The sequence below is a fragment of the Streptomyces sp. NPDC107581 genome (assembly GCF_055657175.1).
Genome location: NZ_JBVKBH010000005.1, coordinates 160,756 through 178,675, shown reverse-complemented (window position 1 = coordinate 178,675; position 17,920 = coordinate 160,756). Strand labels below are relative to the sequence as shown.

General features: G+C 72.6%; 15 protein-coding genes. 7 read left to right on the top strand and 8 right to left on the bottom strand.

All coding sequences use genetic code 11. The features are described 5' to 3' along the window. Nucleotides 1-79: 79 nt before the first annotated feature. Nucleotides 80-871: an SDR family NAD(P)-dependent oxidoreductase gene (locus ACZ7P3_RS14160; protein ID WP_472081255.1), complete on the bottom strand. Its 792-nt coding sequence runs from the start codon at nucleotides 869-871 to the stop codon at nucleotides 80-82. Nucleotides 872-1,233: 362 nt separating this feature from the next. Here ACZ7P3_RS14160 and ACZ7P3_RS14155 point away from each other — a divergent pair, with 362 nt between their 5' ends. Then, nucleotides 1,234-1,686 carry a MarR family winged helix-turn-helix transcriptional regulator gene (locus ACZ7P3_RS14155; RefSeq protein WP_472081253.1) on the top strand — a complete coding sequence of 151 codons (453 nt, stop codon included), beginning with the start codon at nucleotides 1,234-1,236 and terminating at the stop codon, nucleotides 1,684-1,686. Between the two features lie 12 nt (nucleotides 1,687-1,698). Further along, the gene (locus ACZ7P3_RS14150) at nucleotides 1,699-2,109 is read left to right on the top strand and encodes an SRPBCC family protein (protein ID WP_472081251.1); all 411 of its coding nucleotides are present in this window, start codon (nucleotides 1,699-1,701) and stop codon (nucleotides 2,107-2,109) included. Nucleotides 2,110-2,287: 178 nt separating this feature from the next. On the opposite strand, the gene ACZ7P3_RS14145 is transcribed toward ACZ7P3_RS14150, so the two are convergent. From ACZ7P3_RS14145 to ACZ7P3_RS14115, 7 genes are all read right to left on the bottom strand, one after another. Then, nucleotides 2,288-3,721 carry an aminobutyraldehyde dehydrogenase gene (locus tag ACZ7P3_RS14145; protein ID WP_472081249.1) on the bottom strand — a complete coding sequence of 478 codons (1,434 nt, stop codon included), beginning with the start codon at nucleotides 3,719-3,721 and terminating at the stop codon, nucleotides 2,288-2,290. Then, nucleotides 3,714-5,033, bottom strand: a complete 1,320-nt coding sequence (locus ACZ7P3_RS14140; protein ID WP_472081247.1) for a flavin monoamine oxidase family protein — start codon at nucleotides 5,031-5,033, stop codon at nucleotides 3,714-3,716. Before ACZ7P3_RS14140 ends, ACZ7P3_RS14145 begins: the two co-directional genes overlap by 8 nt. Before the next feature lie 27 nt (nucleotides 5,034-5,060). Continuing rightward, complete coding sequence (locus ACZ7P3_RS14135; protein ID WP_472081245.1) at nucleotides 5,061-6,131, bottom strand: ABC transporter ATP-binding protein; 1,071 nt, start codon at nucleotides 6,129-6,131, stop codon at nucleotides 5,061-5,063. A 3-nt stretch (nucleotides 6,132-6,134) separates the two neighbouring features. Then, a complete protein-coding gene (locus ACZ7P3_RS14130) occupies nucleotides 6,135-7,022 on the bottom strand; it encodes an ABC transporter permease (protein ID WP_472081244.1) in 888 nt (295 codons plus the stop codon). Beyond that, nucleotides 7,019-7,918, bottom strand: coding sequence for an ABC transporter permease (locus tag ACZ7P3_RS14125; protein WP_472081242.1), 900 nt, complete (start codon nucleotides 7,916-7,918; stop codon nucleotides 7,019-7,021). The genes ACZ7P3_RS14130 and ACZ7P3_RS14125 overlap by 4 nt, the downstream gene beginning before the upstream one ends. 1 nt (nucleotide 7,919) lies before the next feature. Next, nucleotides 7,920-9,044, bottom strand: a complete 1,125-nt coding sequence (locus ACZ7P3_RS14120) for a polyamine ABC transporter substrate-binding protein (RefSeq protein ID WP_472081240.1) — start codon at nucleotides 9,042-9,044, stop codon at nucleotides 7,920-7,922. A gap of 190 nt (nucleotides 9,045-9,234) precedes the next feature. Then, the gene (locus tag ACZ7P3_RS14115) at nucleotides 9,235-10,422 is read right to left on the bottom strand and encodes an aromatic ring-hydroxylating oxygenase subunit alpha (RefSeq protein WP_472081238.1); all 1,188 of its coding nucleotides are present in this window, start codon (nucleotides 10,420-10,422) and stop codon (nucleotides 9,235-9,237) included. Between the two features lie 1,229 nt (nucleotides 10,423-11,651). On the opposite strand from ACZ7P3_RS14115, the gene ACZ7P3_RS14110 reads away from it, so the two are divergent. The 5 genes from ACZ7P3_RS14110 (at nucleotide 11,652) to ACZ7P3_RS14090 (ending at nucleotide 17,867) form a co-directional block, all read left to right on the top strand. Further along, a complete protein-coding gene (locus ACZ7P3_RS14110; RefSeq protein WP_472081236.1) occupies nucleotides 11,652-12,938 on the top strand; it encodes an NADH-ubiquinone oxidoreductase-F iron-sulfur binding region domain-containing protein in 1,287 nt (428 codons plus the stop codon). Between the two features lie 130 nt (nucleotides 12,939-13,068). Next, nucleotides 13,069-13,260 (top strand): ferredoxin, encoded by a 192-nt coding sequence (locus tag ACZ7P3_RS14105; protein ID WP_472081234.1) that lies wholly within the window; start codon nucleotides 13,069-13,071, stop codon nucleotides 13,258-13,260. A gap of 1 nt (nucleotide 13,261) precedes the next feature. Beyond that, entirely contained in the window at nucleotides 13,262-15,316 is a 2,055-nt protein-coding gene (locus ACZ7P3_RS14100) for an acetate--CoA ligase family protein (protein ID WP_472081232.1), read from the top strand. A gap of 158 nt (nucleotides 15,317-15,474) precedes the next feature. Next, nucleotides 15,475-16,647, top strand: coding sequence for an acyl-CoA dehydrogenase family protein (locus tag ACZ7P3_RS14095; protein WP_472081230.1), 1,173 nt, complete (start codon nucleotides 15,475-15,477; stop codon nucleotides 16,645-16,647). 47 nt (nucleotides 16,648-16,694) lie between these two features. Then, on the top strand, nucleotides 16,695-17,867 hold the full coding sequence (locus ACZ7P3_RS14090; protein WP_472081228.1) for an acyl-CoA dehydrogenase family protein: 1,173 nt from the start codon (nucleotides 16,695-16,697) through the stop codon (nucleotides 17,865-17,867). Nucleotides 17,868-17,920 lie beyond the last annotated feature (53 nt).

Here is a 17,920-nt window from a genome sequence, read left to right as displayed (position 1 = left end):
ATCGCGGCGTTCGAACGACCGTCAGACGATTAATCCGGCCACAGTGGGACGCCCCGGTGGCGGCGGCATTCTCGACGGCTCAGCGGCTCGACCGCTGCGCCGCCACGATCGCGTTCACGGTCCGTTCCGCGCCCGCCCGCCGTTGCACACGCTCCGCGAACCCCGGGAACTGGGACGCGATCCTGGTGAGGAACTTCAACTCGGCCGGGGCCACGTTGATTTCGGCGACATCGCGCTCGATCGCCCGAATCACGCCCTTGACGACCTGCTCCGGCGCGACGGTGCGGACTCCGCCGGGCGTCGGCGACCCGGTGTTCGCGAACATCCCCAGATCGCGTACGAACCCCGGCTGGACGATCGAGACGCCCACGCCCGTGCCGTGCAGATCCTGGCGGAAGGCGAGCGAGAAGCCGCGCAGGCCGAACTTGGTGGCGGTGTACATGGACGACGACCTGGTCGCCGCCAGCCCCGACAGTGATCCGACGAAGCAGATGTGTCCGCGCCCCGCGGTCATCATGCCGGGGGCCAGCAGCCGGGCCAGCATCGCCGGCGCACGCAGGTTCACCGCGAGTGCCCGGTCGATCTGGTCCGGCGTGTAGTCGAGCACGTCGCCACTGGAGGGCAGGGCGGCGTTGGCGATCAGGATGTCCGTACCCGCCGCTTCCTCGGCGAGGCGCTGCACATCACCGGGATCGGCGAGATCGGCGAGGATCGTGCGCGCGCCGTAGCGCTCGGCGAGCGGCTCCAGTGCCTCGCGCCGCCGTCCGGTGAGTATGAGATCCGCACCGCGAGCGGACATCCCGGCAGCGATCGAGCCGCCGATGCCGCCCGTGACTCCGGTAAGCAGAACGGTTGCCCCAGCAATGTGCACGATTACCCTCCAGTTCTGTTCGTTCGAACGAACAATAGGGAGAGCGAGGGGTCCTGTCCACCGGGGTCGGCGACGATCGGAAGGTGTCGGCCGGGAAGGCCGCGAGCCCGTGAACTCCGATCGCGGGCCGTCCTGTTCGGCGGCGGGCCTGGCCGTCGGGTGGTTGTGCGGGCCTGGCCGTCGGGTGGTTGTGCGGGCCCGGCCGTCGGGTGGCGTGCGGGCCCTGTCGTCCCCGGGCGCCCGTGACGGGGCCTCCGCGCGCGCCGTCGGTCGTCCGGGCGAAGGGTCCGGGGATCTGTCTCGGCATCGGCAGTCCACACAGTTGCCTTGACAAGAGTTGTCGCGACAAGCATGATGGACGAGTGAGCAGGACAAGCGGACTCCACGATCACCTCGGCTACTGGCTTCGTCGCCTGTCCGACGAGGTCCACAGCCGGTTCGAGGCCGAACTCGGCAGGCACGACGTCACCGTCTCCCAGTGGGGCGTGATGATCAGCGTCTTCCACGGCCACGACACCACCAAGGCCGTGGCCGCACACATGGACATCGACCCCGGGGCGGTCTCCCGCCTGGTCGACCGTCTCGCGGCCAAGGCCCTGATGCGCCGCGAGCCCGACCCCGCCTCACGGCGCACGGTCCGGCTCGTACTGACCCGCGAGGGCCAGGACCTCGTACCGGTCCTGGCCGAGCTCGCCGACCGCAACGACGCCCACTACTTCGGCTCGCTCGACGCCGGCCGGCGTCGTCAGCTGGAGGACTGGATCCGGCATCTGGTGGGCGAGACCCATTCCGCAGCACAGCACGACGCCCCCTGAAAGGAGCGCACGATGAGCCTCGCGACCTCCGTCACCAAGACCGTCAGCATCGACCGCCCCTACGAGCAGGTCTACGCCTTCCTGGCCGACCCCGCGAACTGGACCCGGTGGGCGGTGGTGAACGTCCAGTCCATCGAGCCCACCGACGACCCGGACTGGTGGCGCATGTCCACCCCGCAGGGCCCGGCCAGGCTGCGTCTGCACGCCAACGCCGAGTCCGGCGTCCTCGACCACGACTTCGTGGACGACACCGCCGCCTGGCGCGTCCCGGCGCGCGCCGTCCCCAACGGCGACGGCGCCGAATTCATGATGACCTTCTACCAGCCGCCGACCCTGAGCGAAGCCGTCTTCAGGGAGCAGACCGACCTGGTCGACATCGAACTGGCCACCCTCAAGAAGGTGCTGGAGACCGGCCGGGAGTGACCGACCGCCTCCAGGTGGCCACGCCGCGGACGCCCGTCGCCGTGCGGGGCGGCGCCGGCCGGCACCACCTGTCCGGCCGCCTGCACCACCGAACCGGCCCGAGCGGAGCGTGACCGTCCGGGCCGGTCCGGTGGTGGAGGCGGCCGTCATGCGTGCGCTTCGGCGTCCGGGGCGGCCGTCACAGCATGACGTGTTTGACCTGTGTGTAGTCGAGCAGGCCGGTGAGCGAGAGGTCACTGCCGTAGCCGGAGTGGCGGACGCCGCCGTGCGGCATCTCCGACACCGTCGTGCCGTGGGTGTTGACCCAGACGATGCCGGTGCGCAGCGTACGGCTCGCACGCATGGCACGGTCGTGGTCACGGGTCCAGACGCTCGCCGCGAGCCCCTGGACGACGCCGTTCGCCATCCGGACGGCCTCCGCCTCGTCGGTGAACGGCTGCACGGTGACGACCGGACCGAACACCTCGCTCTGTACGATCTCGTCCTCCTGCCGCACTCCGGCGATCACCGTGGCCTGGTGGAAGTAGCCGGGACGGTCCACGGCCGCGCCCCCGACGACGACCTCGCCGTGATCCGGGAGACGGTCCAACAGGCCCTGTACCGCCGCTAGTTGGGCGGCGTTGGCGAGCGGGCCGAAATCGGCGCGAGCGTCGTCCGGGGCTCCGGGCCTCCGCCGGGCGGCCCGGTCGGCGAAGCGGTCCAGGAAGGTGTCGTGGATCCTGCGGTCCACCAGGATCCTGGCGGGGGCCGTGCAGTCCTGCCCCGCGTTGTAGTAGGCCAGCGACGACAACTGCTCGACCGCGTCGTCGAGATCGGCGTCCTCGTGGACCAGAACCGGGGCGTTGCCGCCGAGTTCCAGGTGGAGCCGCTTGAGGTCGCCGGCCGCCGCGGCGGCGATCTCCTGCCCCGCGCGGACACTGCCCGTGACCGCCACCAGCCGCACGCACGGGTGGGCGACGAGGCGGCGCCCGGTGCCACGGTCGCCGCACACCACGTTCAGCACCCCGGACGGCAGATGCCCGGCGGCCAGCCGGGCCAGGAGCGCTGCCGACGACGGCGTGGTGTCGGACGGCTTCAGCACGACCGTGTTGCCGGCGGCGAGTGCGGGAGCGAGCTTCCACACCGCCATCATGAGCGGGTAGTTCCACGGCGTGATCTGGGCACAGACGCCGACCGGCTCGCGCCGCAGCACCGAGGTGCGGCCCGGCGTGTACTCAGCCGCCGCGGCGCCCGGCAGATTGCGGGCGGCTCCGGCGAAGTACCGCAGCACGTCCACGATCGCGGGCAGTTCGTCCGCCAGGAACAGGGCACGCGGCTTGCCCGTGTCGGCCACCTCGGCGCTCGCCAGCGCCGCCGCCTCCCGCTCCATCGCGTCGGCGATGCGCAGCAGCGCGGACTGCCGCTGTGCCGGGGTCGTGGCCGCCCAGACGTGCAGGGCCTCCTGCGCGGCCCCGCAGGCCGCGTCCACGTCCTCGGGACCGGACAGCGGGGCCGTGCCGTGGGCGAGACCGGTGGCCGGGTCGACCAGCCGCAGGGTGGCACCCGAGACGGCCGGCCGGTCCTTGCCGTCGATGTGGTTGAGGACGGTGGTGAGGCGGTCGGTGTCAGCCACGGCGCAGGGCCTCCTCGGCGGCGGCCCGGCCGGTGCGGACGGCGCCCTCCATGTATCCGGCGACCCACTGGTCGGAGCCGCAGACGTAGAACGGCGGTTCATGGGTGCCGTGCAGCGGACCGACCGCCATGACCTCGCCCGGCGGCCACTGGGTGACGTAGCCCTGCGTCCACGGGTCGGTGCCCCACAGCCGCAGGTGACAGGCGGACGGGCGCAGCGCCTCGGCACCGAACATGGCGGCCGCCTCGGCGAGCAGTTCGGGGGTGCGCAGCTGGGGCGGGGTGCCGAGCAGGACGCCGTACCGCTCCGGCGGGATCAGTGCCGAAAGGACGCCCTCGTTCTGCGGCCAGGTGCTGCCCAGCACACCCTCGGACTCGGACAGGCCGTTCAGACCGGCCTCCCGCCAGAAGGGACGGTCGTAGACGGCGGCGAACTTCGCGGCCGTCGCGTGGCGCTGCCGGTGCAGTGAGGCCAGCCGGGCCTCGCTCACGCCGCTGACGGCCACGGACCGCAGGGGCCCCACCGGAAGGGCGCTGACCACGGCCCCCGCGGTGAGCACCTCGCCGGTCACCAGCCGCACCGCGCTGCGCCCCGGACGTATCGTCAGGGCCGCGACGGGGGAGCCGAGCCGGACGCGCGCCCCCAGCTCGCGCCCCATGACCTCGGCGAGGGTCGCCGACCCCTCCGACAGCCGCAGCCCCTCCCAGTCGGCGTAGTCGTAGTCGCCCGTGCCCGCGCCGGGGACGGCCGCGCTCTTGCGGAGGGCGGCCAGCAGGGAGATCCGCTCATAGGAACCGCCGGCCAGGGCGAGCTGGCCGATGTCCCACAGACGGACCACGGCCGGCGTGGCGTGCCGGGAACGCAGCCAGTCGGCCACGGACAGCCGGTCCAGGACGGCCGCGTCCGGATGCGACCAGGGATCGTCGGGGTCGACCGTGGCGGCCAGGGCGCCGAACTCCGCGCCGAGCCCCTCGTGCAGGGCGGCGTCCCCGGGTCCGAACCAGTGCGGCGGCTCGCCGGCCGAGCGGCCCTCGGGGGTGGCACGGGTGATCCGGCCGGGCTCCTCGACATAGCTGGGGACCAGCTCCAGGCCGAGTTCCTTGGCAAGTCGGAGGTAGGCGGTGTGCCCGTGGCCGACCACCTCACCGCCCAGCTGGACGGTGCGGCCGTCCGGCGTCCGGGTCTGCTCGACCCGCCCGCCGACGCGGTCCCGGGCCTCCAGGACGAGCACGTCGGTGCCGGCGGCCGCCAGGTCCCGGGCGGCGCAGAGCCCGGCGAGACCGGCGCCGAGCACGATCACGTCGTGATGCATCAGCTTCGCTTCCGTTCTGGGGTGGGATCAGGCCAGGACCAGGCAGTGCTCGGGCCGCCAGCCGAACTCCACCCTCTCGCCGCCGTTCCAGCGGTCCTCCATGCGCGCGCGGGCCGTGTTCTGCTCCAGCACCGACAGCGTGACGCCGGGGGCGAGGTCGATGAGGTAGGTCGTCGTAGGGCCGCTGTAGACGGTCTCGCGGATCACTCCGCTCAGCATCGACATGCCCGGTTCGAAGTCCGACAGCCAGATCTTCTCGGGGCGCACGGACACGCTCACGGCGGTGCCGTCCGCGATACCGGTCCGGGGACCGACGGGCAGGGCGGGACCCTGGTCCAGGGCGACCGCACCGTCCCGGTAGGTGCCGGTCATCAGGTTGGAGGTGCCCATGAAGGACGCGACGAAGCGGGTGGCGGGGTGTTCGTAGATGTCCTCGGGGGTGCCGCACTGCTCGACGCGTCCCGCGTTCATCACCGCGATCCGGTCGGACATGGTCAGCGCCTCGTCCTGGTCATGGGTGACGAAGACGAAGGTGATGCCCACCTCGCGCTGGATCTGCTTCAGCTCGACCTGCATCTGCCGGCGCAGCTTCAGGTCGAGGGCGGCCAGCGGCTCGTCCAGGAGCAGCACGGCCGGACGGTTGACGAGCGCCCGGGCGAGGGCGACACGCTGGCGCTGGCCGCCGGAGAGCGTACGGGGCTTGCGGTCGGCGAGACCGGCGAGCTGGACCAGCTCCAGCATCTCACCGGCACGCCGGCGAGTCTCGGCCTTGGCGACACCCTTGCGCTTGAGGCCGAAGGCCACGTTGTCGGCGACGCTGAGATGGTCGAACAGCGCGTAGCTCTGGAAGACCGTGTTGACGTTGCGCCGGTTCGGCGGCAGCGCGGTCACGTCCTCACCGGCGAGCAGCACCGACCCCTCGGTGGGGTCGCTGAACCCGCCGATCATGCGCAGCGAGGTGGTCTTCCCGCAGCCGGAGGGGCCCAGCAGCGAGAAGAAGTGGCCGGCCTCGATGTCGAGGTCGAGACGGTGGACGGCGTAGGAGTCCGCGAACTGCTTGGAGACGCCGTCGAGCCGGACGGCGGGGGTCGCGTCCATGGATCACTCTCCGGAGAGGATGTCGAGGCCGCCGCGGCGGCCGAAGAGGCGCGGGATGAACAGGGCGAGGGCGATCAGGCAGATGGATCCCGCGAGCATCAGCGTGCCGACGGCGTTGATGGTCGGCTGTACCCCGAAACGGATGGCCGAGTAGATCCGCACGGACAGCGGCTGCGGATCGACGCCGGTGGTGAAGTAGGCGAGGACGAAGTCGTCGAAGACCAGCGCGAAGATCAGTACGGCGCTGGCGAGGACCGCGGGCAGCAGGGCCGGCAGGGTCACCAGGCGGACCGCCTGCCAGCGGGTGGCACCGAGGTCCATCGCGGCCTCCTCCACCTCGGGGTTCAGCGCGGCGACCCGGGACCGCAGCACGACCGTGACGTACGAGATCGAGAAGGTGATCTCGGCGAGCATCACCGTGCCGGTGGACAGGGCCACGCCCAGCCCCTTGAACAGCAGCATCGACGCGACACCCGTGACGATCTCCGGCGTGATCAGCGGCACCAGCATGATCAGGCCGGCCAGCGAGCCGAGCCGGGTGCGGCAGCGGACCAGGCCGAGCGCGAGCGCCACCCCGAGGACGACCGAACCGGCCATCGCCACCAGGGAGATCCGCAGGCTGGTCCCCAGGGAGGAGATGAGGACGTCGTCGTGGGCGAAGGCCCGGTACCAGCGCAGGCTGAACCCGCCGAAGACGGTCAGGGACTTCTTCGAGTTGAAGGAGAACAGGGCGACGACGCCGATGGGCAGGTAGAGCAGTGCGAAGAAGAGCGCGGTGACGGCGATGAGGATGCGGGGCCTGCGGTCGGCGCGTCCGCGCCCGCGGCGTGCGCGGGTCCGCGCGGCCGGACGGGACGGGGCGGTGACGGAGGGCGGCCTGACCATGGTCATCGGCGGGCCTCCGCCTCGTCCTTGCGGGTGCGCCGCAGATAACCCAGCATCCCGATCAGCAGGACCAGCATCAGCAGCATGGTGAGCGCGGAGCCCAGCGGCCAGTTCTGCCCCTGGAAGAACTTGTCCTGGATGAGATTGCCGATCATGATCTGGTCCGGGCCTCCCATGAGCTGTGCGCTGACGAAGTCGCCCATGGAGGGCAGGAAGACCAGCACGAGTCCGGCCGCCGCGCCCTGCCGCGTCGCGGGCACGGTGACGTGGAAGAAGGTGCGGACCGGGCCGCCGTACAGGTCGCGGCCGGCCTCGATGAGGGAGACGTCCAGCCGTTCCAGGGCCGCGTAGAGCGGGATGATCATGAAGACGACGAAGCCGTAGACGAGTCCGGCGACCACACCGACGCCGGTGTTGAGGATCTTCGTGTTCCCGTCGGCGAGTCCGACGGCACGCAGGGCGCGCAGCACGGGGCCGTCGTCGGAGAGGACCACCGACCAGCCGTACATCCGGACCAGGTAGTTGGCGAAGAACGGCACGACGATCGCGGCGATCAGCGCGTGCTTGTACCGTCCGCCGTGCAGGGCGATGGTGTACGCCACCGGGTAGGCGATCAGCAGGCAGATCGCGCAGGTCAGCACGGCGTAGCCGAGGGAGCGGGCCAGGACCTCGGTGTAGGCCGGATCGGCGAGGGCGCGCACGCCGGACAGGTCGAAGCCGAAGCGCGGGTTGCCGAGGTCGTCGGTGGTGCCGACCGCGAGGACGGCGACGAGCACCAGCGACGCGATCAGGAAGCCCGTCATCCACAGGGTGCCGGGCAGCATGAACCAGGTCCACATGCGGGTGCCGGTGGCGTCCGGACCGCGGCGGCGGGAGCGCGAGGAGTGGCGCAGCAGTGCCATGTCAGCCCGCCTTCACATGGGTCCAGGCGGTGTCGCGGGCGTCCTCCGCCGCGCGGCTGCCGTTGCGGAAGAAGAGGTCCGCCTTCAGGTCGTCCTCGGTGACCAGGCACTCGGGGAAGGGTTTGACCAGGTCGGCGTAGGTCTTCTCGGTGCCGGCCACCGGCATCGGGTAGCCGATGTACTCGATGTTCTTCTTCACGTTCTCCGGCCGCAGCATGTAGTCGATGAACAGCATCGCGGTGCCGGGGTGGGGCGCGTTCCAGGGGATGGCGTAGCAGTCGGAGTTGATCGGCGTGCCCTCCCGGGGGGCCTCGAAGCCGAACACCGAGGGGTCCTTGGCCTGGTTGAGCATGGCGGCCATGTCGCCGCTCCACGCCTGCGTCATGACCGCGTTGCCGTTGAGGAGGTTGTTGTAGCTGTCGCTGGAGAAGCCGCGCAGCCGCGGGCGCAGGGTGCCCAGCAGGGAGGTGATGCGGTCCAGGTCGCCGGTGTGCCCGGTGCTGACGTCCAGGCCGAGTTCGAGGGCGCCCATGCCGAGGACCTCGTCGCGGTCGTCCAGCAGGAAGACCTTGCCCCGTGCCCTGTCGCTCCACAGGTCCTTCCAGGAACCGGTCAGTTCGCCGATCCGGTCCCGGCGCCAGCCGATGCCGGTCTTGTAGGCGGTGAAGGGGACGGTGTGCGCGGAGCCGGGGTCGTACCAGGGGTCGGCGAAGTAGGCGTAGGTGCCGAATATGGCGTGCGTGTGGGGGAGCTGGGAGTGGTCGATCCGGCGCAGCCGGCCACCGCGGACCAGGCGCTGGGCCCATTTGGCGGTGGGAAAGACGATGTCGTAGCGGTTGCCGGCGTTGAGCTTGGCGACCATGCCCTCCATCGAGTCGAAGTTCGACTGGACGACCTTGACGCCGTACTCCTTCTCGAAGCCCTTGAACACGGACGGGTCGACGTAGTCGGCCCAGTTGAAGTAGACGAGATCACCGTCGACGCGGGCCTTGACCGGGGCGAGCTGCTGGGCGTCGGGCGCCTTCGCGGGCATGAACCCGCAGCCGCCGGCCGCGGCGCCCAGCAGCCCGCAGGCACCTGCCCGCAGTACGGCGCGTCGGGTCGGTGGTGGTACCTCGGGGGACATGGAACGTCCTCTCCGTCGAGGAACGGCACAACTCCAGGGCGGGACCGGCTGGTCGGCTCACGGAGGCCCTGACTCCGTAGTGAAGACCGGTCTGGGGAGGGTGCGTGCGTCGTGCGTCAGCGGGCGCGGGGTAAGCCCGACGGAAGAGGTACGGCCCGCGGGTGCGGCCGGGGAGCCGTGCGGGAGGTCGTCACCGGCCGCTCCCCTCCAGGTCGTCCCGGACCCGGCGGGCGAACCACCCTACGGCGGCCTCGCGCTGCGACAGCGGCCCGGGCTCGAAGCCGGGCGTGGTCAGTCCTGCCTGCACGCGCTCCACCAGCTCGGCGTCCTCGTCGTTGGTGACCCAGCCGATGTGGATGTTGAGCCGTCGGGCCAGCCTGGTGCGGACGCTCTCCCCGTGCCGGGTGTAGAAGCCACCGGGGATCGCCGCCCGGTCCTGGGCGGTGGGGAGGGCTGTCCACGCGAGCACGTGGTCAGGGTAGAAGTCGATGAGTGTGTTCGGATAGATCACGGCGTAGCGCCACACACGCCGGTCGGCCTCGGTCAGTCCCGGCATCGGGGTCGCGAGGCGCTGGTAGAGCCGCTCGGTCCAGTTCGAGGACGGCTTGTCGCGCAGCGGGGACTCGAACAGGACGTAGTTCTCCTGCACGTCCACCGTGTACGCCTGGTAGTCGAGCAGTCGCATGAGAGCGGGGTGGGCCACGGGAACGTGGTAACCCTCCAGGTAGTTGTCGACGATCACCTTCCAGTTGGCGTTCTGCTCCTCGCCGCCCGCCGCGTCGTGGATGCGGTGCTTGCCCACGGGGACGAGGTCGGGCCCCGCGTAGCGGCCCATGGCCTCGGCCAGACCGGCACAGCTTTCGGCGAGCGGGGTCGCCTCCAGGTCGAGGTTGACGAAGACGAACCCGAGGAAGGACTCCACGTTGACCGGGTGCAGTCCGAGCCGGGGCTTGTCGAGGCAGGGGATGCGGCGCGCCTCGGGGGCGCCGACGAGCCGTCCGTCCAGCTTGTAGGTCCAGCCGTGGTACGGGCAGCGGATCGCCTTGCCCGCCGGTTCGGGCGCGGTGACCAGGCGGGTACCGCGGTGCCGGCAGACATTGAGGTGGGCGGCGAGGCCGCCGTCCTCGGTGCGGACCACCAGCACCTCCCGGCCGGCGGCGGTGGCGGTCAGCCGTGCGCCGGGGCCGGGGAGGTCGGACTCGTGGCAGACCAGCTGCCAGGACTTGGCGAAGATGCGGTCGGTCTCGGCCTCGGCGAGGGCCGGATCGGTGTAGTAGCGCGCGGACAGCGCTTGCTCCGGGTGCTCCTGGTGCTCCGGTGAAGGCTGCGGCGGGGCCGGGGAGACGGGGTCGGCAGCCCGGGTGGTCAGGGGGTGCATGGGGTCCTCCTCCGCGCCGCGGGGGCGGCGATGGGCGGTGAGGCTGTGCCCGGAAGGGGCGGCAGGTGCGGCCGAGTACGGTGCCCGGACCTGCCGCGATCCGGCTGACTAATTGGTTAGTCAGAGTGAGCCCGGTGCGGAGGCAAGTCAAGACTTGTGGGCTGACTAATTAGTTAGTTAGTCTCGTGGCAGGCGGATGGCCCGGCCCGCAATCGGCCGCCCGGGCGCCTTCCGCAAGCCGCCCGCGGACCACCCCGTCCGCGCCACACCGGGGCGTCCGGATCCGGACGCCCCGGTCCCCGGGCGATGCACGGTTCCGGCCGGGCACCCCCGTACAGCCGGCTCCCCGCCCTTCCCGACACGGCGCCGGAGCAACCCTCCCCGTCCATGCCATCGCCGCGCCATCCGTCTCCGGAGCACCCGGGAACGGTGCGACCCCGGAGACCCGGGAACGGTGCGACCCCGGAGGCACGCATGAGCGCTCGCCGAAGTCTCGTATGGCTCGGTCTCACACCGGAGCCCGAACAGGAACTGCCCGCAGCGGTGGCCGCCCTGCGGTCCCCGGCGCACGACCGCCCGCCGGCCGCCCTCGTCGCCGCGGAGCGGCACCGCGTCGAGCGGCTGGTGCTGCGCGGCACGCAGCGCGGCTGGCTGCGCTACCTCCGCGAAGTCACCGAGCTGGTCGTCGGGGCCGCGGCGGGATCCGCGAGCGCCGATCCACGGGCGGCGCTGGTGGCCGGCGAGGTCGTCCTCGATCACCACCGCATGCTGATCGGCCTGCCCGGCGCCGGCTACATGCGCACCGCCACACAGCGGCGGGACCTGGAAGGGGCACTGGCACGCCTGAGATCCCGCTACGGCGGCGGCCCCGGCCCTTCTGGTCCCTCCGGCCCTTCTGGACCTTCTGGCCCCTCCGGCCCCTCCGGTCCATCCGGTCCATCCGGTCCATCCGGGCCTTCTGGTCCCTCTGGATCTTCGGGGCCGACCGGGCCCGCTGTCCTGATCGGGCTCTCCGGGCCGACCGGACTCAGTGATCCCGCCGGGCTCGCTGCCTCCGCCGGCCCCGCTGCCTCCCTCGATCACGTCAGATCAGCTGACCCCTTCGGTCCCGTTGCCTCCCTTGATCCCGCCAGAACAACTGGCCCCGTCGCCCCCACTGTCCCCCTCGGCCCCACTGCCCCTCGCGGCCCCCTCGGCCTCTTCGGTCCCTCCGAGCCCAGGAGCCCTGTATGACCGGCGTCTTCTCCCTCCTGCCCGAAGGGCGGCCCGGCCTCCTCGCCCCGCTGCTGTCCGGGGCCTGGCTGACCGGTGGCAGCGAGGACCACGCCCGCTACCTCGCCGCAGGCGGATACGCGCCGCTGCCCGCACCCGGCCGGTTGCTCGACCGGATCGCCGCCGCGGGGCTGCGCGGCCGGGGCGGAGCCGGCTTCCCCGCCGCCGTCAAGCTCCGTGCCGTCCGTGACGCGCCGGGCCCGTCCGTCGTCGTGGCCAACGGCGAGGAGGGCGAGCCGGGCTCGGTGAAGGACCGCTGGCTGCTGCGTCACCGCCCCCACGTGGTCCTGGACGGCATCAGGCTCGTGGCGGCCATGACCGGCGCCGGGCGCGGCTGCGTGTACCTCTCCGACGCCCCCGCCGAACGGGCCGTACGGCGGGCGCTCGCCGACTGTCCCTTCGACCTCGGCCTGGACGTCGTGTCGACGGAGCACACCTACGTCGCGGGGGAGGAGACCGCGGTCGTACGGCGCATCGACGGCGGCCCGGCCCTGCCCACGGCGAAACCCCCGCGTCCCTTCGAGAGCGGTGTCGGCGGCGCGCCCACCCTCGTCGCCAACGTGGAGACGCTGGCCCGCGTGGCACTGATGCACACACGCCCCGATGCCGCGGCCGAGATCGCCGGCACCCACCTGGTGACCCTCTCGGGTGCCGGGGACCGGGCCGGTGCGGGTGCCGACGGCGCGGCCGCACTGGCCGAGGTACCCGCCGGTACGCACCTGAAGGCCCTCGCCGACCTGTGCGGGCACGGCAGGGCCGACGCGGTCCTGCTGGGCGGCCTGTTCGGCGGTCTGCACGGCCCGGGCTGGACGGACCTCCAGCTCGACCACGACCGGCTGAGATCGGCCGGCGGAGCACTCGGCTGCGGGGCGCTGCACTTCCTGCACCCCGAGGACTGCCCCGTCGCGGTGGCCGCCGAGGCGGCCGCCTACCTCGCGGCGCAGAGCGCCCGGCAGTGCGGGGTGTGCGTCTCCGGGACCGGGGCCCTGGCCGGCACCCTCACGGCCGTGGCCCGCGGCGAGGCGGACGACGAGGCGGTCGGCAAGCTGCACCGCTGGTCGCGGCAGCTGCCCGGCCGCGGGGCCTGCGGACTGCTCGACGCCGCCGCCCGGATCGCCGCCACCCTTCTCGCCCACTTCCCCGCCCGGGTCGACGCCCACCGCGACGCCGCCTGCCCCGCCTGCCCCGCCTGCACCGGGCCGGCACCCCACGACGGCCGCCGCTTCACGGTGCCGGTGCCCTGAGCCGCATCCCGGCCGCCCCCACGCCCACCCCCGCCTCCGTACCCGTGCACAACCCGCCTCCGCGCCCGCACCCGTACCCGTGCACAACCCGCCTCCGCGCCCGCACCCGCCGCACCGAAAGGACCGCCCCATGAAACTCCTGCTGGACTCCACCCGCTGCCAGGGCTACGGCCTCTGCCAGGAACCCGCGCCCGAGCTGGTCGACCTCGACGAGTGGGGCTATGCGCAGGTGCGCGAGAACACCGTCCCCCAGGGCGCCGAGGAAGCCGCCGCGGCCGCCGTCGCCGCCTGCCCCAACTCCGCGCTGCGGCTGGTGAAGTGACATGGGACGTGACCTGTCGGCCCTCTTCGACCCCATCTCCGTCGCCGTCGTCGGAGCGAGCGACGACCCGGCCAAGTACGGCCACGCCATCGCCGCACAGGCGCTGCGCGCGAACGGCCGCCGCCCCGTGCACCTGGTCAACCGCCGTGCCGGCACGGTGCTCGGCCGCAGCGCCGCGCCCAGCCTGAGCGCGATCGGCGAACCCGTCGATCTCGCGGTGGTCTCCGTGCCCGCCCCCGGCTTCGAGGACGCCGTCGAGGAGGCGCTGCAATGCGGGGCCCGGGCCATCGTGGCGATCACCGCCGGTTTCGCCGAGACCGGCGACGCGGGGCGGGCACGCCAGCACGCCGTCGCCGAACGGGTACGGGCCGCCGGTGCCGTCATGGTCGGCCCCAACTGCCTCGGCATCGCCGACAACACCACCGACCTCTTCCTGGCCTCCGACACCTTCGCACCCGGCGGCGTCGCGCTCCTCAGCCAGAGCGGCAACCTCGCCCTCGAACTCCAGCTCCGCTTCGGCCCGCACGGCCTCGGCTTCTCCCGGTTCGTCTCGCTCGGCAACCAGGCCGACGTCACCCTCGTCGACCTGCTCGCCGACTGCGCCCGCCACGAGGGGACCCGGGCCATCGCGGTCTACGCGGAGGACTTCGCCGACGGCCGTGCCTTCGCCGAGGCGGCCGCGGACGCCGGAAAACCCGTCGTGCTGCTCACCGCCGGACGCGGCGACGCATCCGCTCGCAGCGCCCAGTCGCACACCGGCGCGCTGACCACCTCGGCCGACGTGGTGACCGCAGCGTGCCGCGACGCCGGCGTGGAGCTGGTCACCACCCCTCGCGAACTGACTGTCGTCCTGGCCGCGTTGAACGACACGCGACGGGCGGCCGGCCGCCGGGTCGCCGTCCTCACGGACGGCGGCGGCCACGGCGTCGTCGCCGCCGACGCCGTCGAGGCGGCCGGTCTGCACGTGCCCGAGCTCCGTGAACCCACACGGCACCGTCTGCGGGCGGCCCTGTGGGAGCAGTCGGCCCTCGCCAACCCGGTGGACCTCGCCGGGATGGGCGAGCAGGACCCCGGCTCGTACGCGGAGACGGTCGCCACGCTGCTGGCCGCCGAGGAGGCCGACGCCGTCCTGATGACCGGCTACTTCGGCGGCTATGCGGCCGCCGACGGCGGGCTCGGCGGGGGAGGTACGGTCCTCGCGGACGGCGAACAGGCGGCCGCCCGCCTCATCGCCGCCCGGCACCGCGCCACCGCGAAACCCCTCGTGGTGCAGTCGATGTATCCCGAGTCACCCAGCTGCCGCACCCTCGCCGCGGCCGGCATCCCGGTCTTCGCCGCCACCGAGGACGCCGCTCGCGCCCTGGCCGCCACGGCACCCCGCGCCCTGCGCACCGGTGTCCCGCCGCTTCCCCGGCCCGCGTCCCCGCTGACCGAGAGCGGCTACCTGGAGACCCGCCGAGCCCTGGAAGCGGCCGGACTGGCCTTCCCCGCCGCCCGGGAGATCCGCGACGAGGCCGGACTGCTCGCCGTGACGGGGGAGTTCACCGGACCGTACGTGCTCAAAGCCCTTCATCTGCTGCACAAGTCCGACGCCGGCGGTGTGGCACTGGGCCTGGCCGGACCCGGCGAACTGCTCGCTGCCTTCCGCGCGATGCACGCCCGGCTCGGCGCCCCCTCCTACTCCGTGGAGGCCATGGCGGACCTGACCGACGGCATCGAGCTGATCGTCGGCGTCAACCGCGACCCCCGTTTCGGCCCCGTCGCCATGGTGGGCCTGGGCGGAGTGCTCGCCGAGGCACTGCACGACGTCGCCTTCACCCTGGCACCCGTGCCCGCCGACCGGGCCGAGCGGCTGTTGCGCGCACTGCGCACTGCCGCCCTGCTCGACGGTGTGCGCGGCCGCCCGCCGGTGGACGTCGCCGGCGCGGCGGCGGCCGTCGAGACGATCACGGCCTTCGCCGCCGCCCACCCGGAGATCGCCGAGATCGAGGTCAACCCCCTCCTCGTCGGCCCCCACGGCGTCCTCGCCCTCGACTCCCGAGCCGTGCTCGCCTGACCCGGCCCCGAGCCCCGGCTCCGAGCCCCAGCCCCCAGTCCCGGCTCCGCACGGGCCGTCCGCCCCCGCCCCGACCCGGGATCCGCCCTCGCCCCACCCGGCCGTCCTCCCGCCGGCCGTTCTGCCCCCGCCCTCCACAGCCGACCCAAGAGGCCCCCATGGACATGCGCTACACCCCCGAGCAGGCCGACCTCAAGCGGCGCGCCGCCGACTACGCACGCCTGCTGATGCGTTACGAGGACCAGTCCGAGCAGGCCGGCGGCCCCCTGCCCCAGCCCCTCGTCACCGAACTGACCCGGGCCGCCATGGACGCCGGCGTCTACGCCATCAACATGCCCGCCGAGTGGGGCGGAGCCGGCCTCGGCCTCCTCGACCAGGTCATCGTCGAGGAGGAGTTCGGCAAGGTCACCAACTGCCTGTGGGACATCCCCTGGCGGCCCGCCAACGTCCTTGCCTACGGCGACGAGCGGCAGCGCGAGAAGTACCTGCTGCCCGTCATCCGGGCGGAGAAGTTCGACGCGTTCGCCGTCACCGAGCCGGGCGCCGGATCCGACCCGTCCTCGGGCACCTCCACGGCCACCCGTGCCGACGGCGGCTGGCTGCTGAGCGGGGAGAAGTGGTTCGTCACCTGCGGCGACATCGCCGACTTCCTGCTGGTGCAGGCGGACGCCGGGCCCGAGCGGCTGCCCACGCTGTTCTTCGTGGACCGGGCCGCGCCCGGCGTCGAGATGACCCGGGTCCCGCACTTCATGCACTCCGCGGTCAACGGGCACCCCGAGTTCACCTTCACCGACGTCTTCGTCGCCGACGAGGACGTGCTCGGCGGCGTCGGCAACGGCTACGAACTGACCAAGGAATGGTTCACCGACGAACGCCTGATGATCGCGGCCCGCACCGTCGGCGCGGCGGAGCGTGCGCTGCAACTCGCCCGTGACTGGGCCGTGGAGCGCGAGCAGTTCGGGGCGCCGATCGCCTCGTACCAGCTGATCCAGGGCATGCTCGCGGACTGCGCCGTCGACATCGCCGTCAACCGGGCCTACACCCACCAGGTCGCCTGGGAGGCCGACCAGCCGCACACCGACCGCAAGACGCTGCACGCCAAGGCCTCCACCGCGAAGCTCGCCGCCAGCGAGGCCGCCGGCCGGGTCGCCGACCGCTGCCTGCAGATCTTCGGCGGCCGCGGATACGACCGCACCTACCCCGTCGAGCGCATGTACCGGGAGCTGCGCGTGGACCGGATCTGGGAGGGCACCTCCGAGATCCAGCGGCTGATCATCGCCAACGAACTGATCAAGCGCGGCACCCGCGCCCTGGCCCTGCCCACGCACTGAAACCGCCCCGCGCCCCTTCCACCCATCACCCCACAGCGAGGACTTCCATGGACTTCCGCCTCACTCCGCGCCAGGCACAGCTCAAGGCCGACGCGCGCGCCCTCACCGACGTCATCGCCGCCTACGAGCTGCAGTGCGAGGAGGACAACGGCCTGCCCGCGAGCGCCCACGCCAAGATCCGCGACGCGGTCCTCGACGCGGGCCTCCAGGCCGTCAACATGCCGGCCGAATGGGGCGGCGCCGGACTCACCATCGCCGAACAGGCCACCGTGCAGGAGGAACTGGGACGGCTCACCGGCGCCCTGTGGGACATGGTGTGGCGCCCCGCCAACGCCCTCCGGTTCTGCACGCCCGAGCAGCGCGAGCGCTTCCTCGTCCCGGTCATCAGGGGCGAGCGGCGCGACTGCTACGCCGTCACCGAGCCCGGCGCGGGCTCCGACCCGCAGAACCTCGCCACCACCGCCACCAAGAACGACCGGGGCTGGGTGCTCAACGGCGAGAAGTGGTTCGTGACGGTCGGCGACCACGCCGACTTCATGATCGTCCTCGCCGCCGCGGGCCCCGACCGCGCCCCGACGCTGTTCCTCGTCGACAAGGACACACCCGGCATCGAGATGACGCGCGTACCGCGCTTCATGCACACCTTCGTCTACGAGCACCCCGAGTTCACCTTCACCGACGTCCAGGTCGGCGACGACGCCGTGCTCGGCGGCATCGGCGAGGGGTACGACATCACCCGCTCCTGGTTCACCGAGGAGCGCCTGATGATCGCCGCCCGCACGACGGGCGCCGCCGAACGGGCCCTGGAACTGGCCCGTGACTGGGCCGTGGAGCGCGAGCAGTTCGGGGCGCCGATCGCCTCGTACCAGCTGATCCAGGGCATGCTCGCGGACTGCGCCGTCGACATCGCCGTCAACCGGGCCTACACCCACCAGGTCGCCTGGGAGATCGACCAGGCCTCGGCCGAGGACCGCAAGACGCTGCACGCCAAGGCGGCCATCGCCAAGCTCTCGGCGAGCGAGGCCTCGGGCCGGGTGATCGACCGCTGTCTGCAGATCCACGGCGGCCGCGGATACGACCGCTCCTACGCCGTCGAGCGGCTCTACCGCGAGCTGCGCGTGGACCGGATCTGGGAGGGCACCTCCGAGATCCAGCGGCTGATCATCGCCAACGAACTGATCAGGCGCGGCTCGGGGGTCCTGGACCTGCCGGTCGCCTGACACGTGCCTGAGGCCGGGTCCCCACGTGCCCCGGTCCGCTGCCCGTCCGGCTC